Source organism: Enterobacter sp. 342 (assembly GCF_036663495.1).
GTDB lineage: Bacteria > Pseudomonadota > Gammaproteobacteria > Enterobacterales > Enterobacteriaceae > Enterobacter.
Map to the genome: position 1 here is coordinate 1 of NZ_JAWUEI010000121.1, position 834 is coordinate 834.

Here is an 834-nt window from a genome sequence, read left to right on the forward strand (position 1 = left end):
ATCGGTGGAGCTGCATGACAAAGTCATCGGGCATTATCTGAACATAAAACACTATCAATAAGTTGGAGTCATTACCGTCGAGTTATTGCGGCCGACAGAGGCATAATCCTGATAATAAAGTGCGGCAACACCTGCAATCAAACTCAACGATGCCAGCACGGAGAGCAAACGGTAAGCAATGCCTTTATACCATTTTTCAGGATATTGAATTTTTATTGAAAAAAGGAGGATGGCAGGAAGGATACCGGTAAAGACGAACCATATAATAATTGAGCCATTAAGATAGGAATGCGCTTCCTGGGGGTTAGTTTCAATAATGTTTTGAATCATCGTTTGATCAAACATTACTTTATATTTTAGTGTCGAATAACTGACCAGTGAGCCAGTGATAAACAGTAAAGCAAAGAAAGGTTTCAGCAGAAAACGAACTGAGAAAGGCATAAAAACAACGTTAAGCGCCGCAACCAGAACAAAGGGAATAGAAATGACAAAACCAATTTTGACATGCTCTAAATGCGACAAAATCTCGTAAAAATGCAGCAATATTGGCCAGTTAAGTAAAAACGCAAAGATCATTGCCAGAAGTAAAACCAGCGGAATAACTTTCACCCTGAAAAGTACAGGCATTAACACCTCCGGAAAATAGTAAACCAGTAAAAACATTGATGATAATTACAACAATTCAATCTAATATTATGATTGCCTTATTCGCTGCAAAGCAGAGATTATCATTCTGAAATCTTAGGTTAACCTTAACGAGGCTTTGTTGAATAAATCAGATTTCGGGTAAGTCTCCCCCGTAGCGGGTTGTGTTTTCAGGCAATACGCACGCTT

At 38.7% G+C, this 834-nt stretch carries 2 protein-coding genes; one reads left to right on the plus strand and one right to left on the minus strand.

Annotated elements, in window-relative coordinates; all coding sequences use genetic code 11:
* Positions 1-4 precede the first annotated feature (4 nt).
* Positions 5-61, plus strand: coding sequence for an IS1 family transposase (locus tag V6E55_RS25950; RefSeq protein ID WP_003032489.1), 57 nt, complete (start codon positions 5-7; stop codon positions 59-61).
* Here V6E55_RS25950 and V6E55_RS25545 read toward each other — a convergent pair.
* Complete coding sequence (locus V6E55_RS25545) at positions 55-627, minus strand: phosphoethanolamine transferase domain-containing protein (protein WP_316944129.1); 573 nt, start codon at positions 625-627, stop codon at positions 55-57. The genes V6E55_RS25950 and V6E55_RS25545 overlap by 7 nt on opposite strands.
* Positions 628-834 lie beyond the last annotated feature (207 nt).

What these genes read in the sequence shown, in the direction of transcription:
- V6E55_RS25545 (WP_316944129.1), bottom strand. Translation starts at nt 627, where the DNA reads ATGCCTGTACTTTTCAGGGTGAAAGTTATTCCGCTGGTTTTACTTCTG.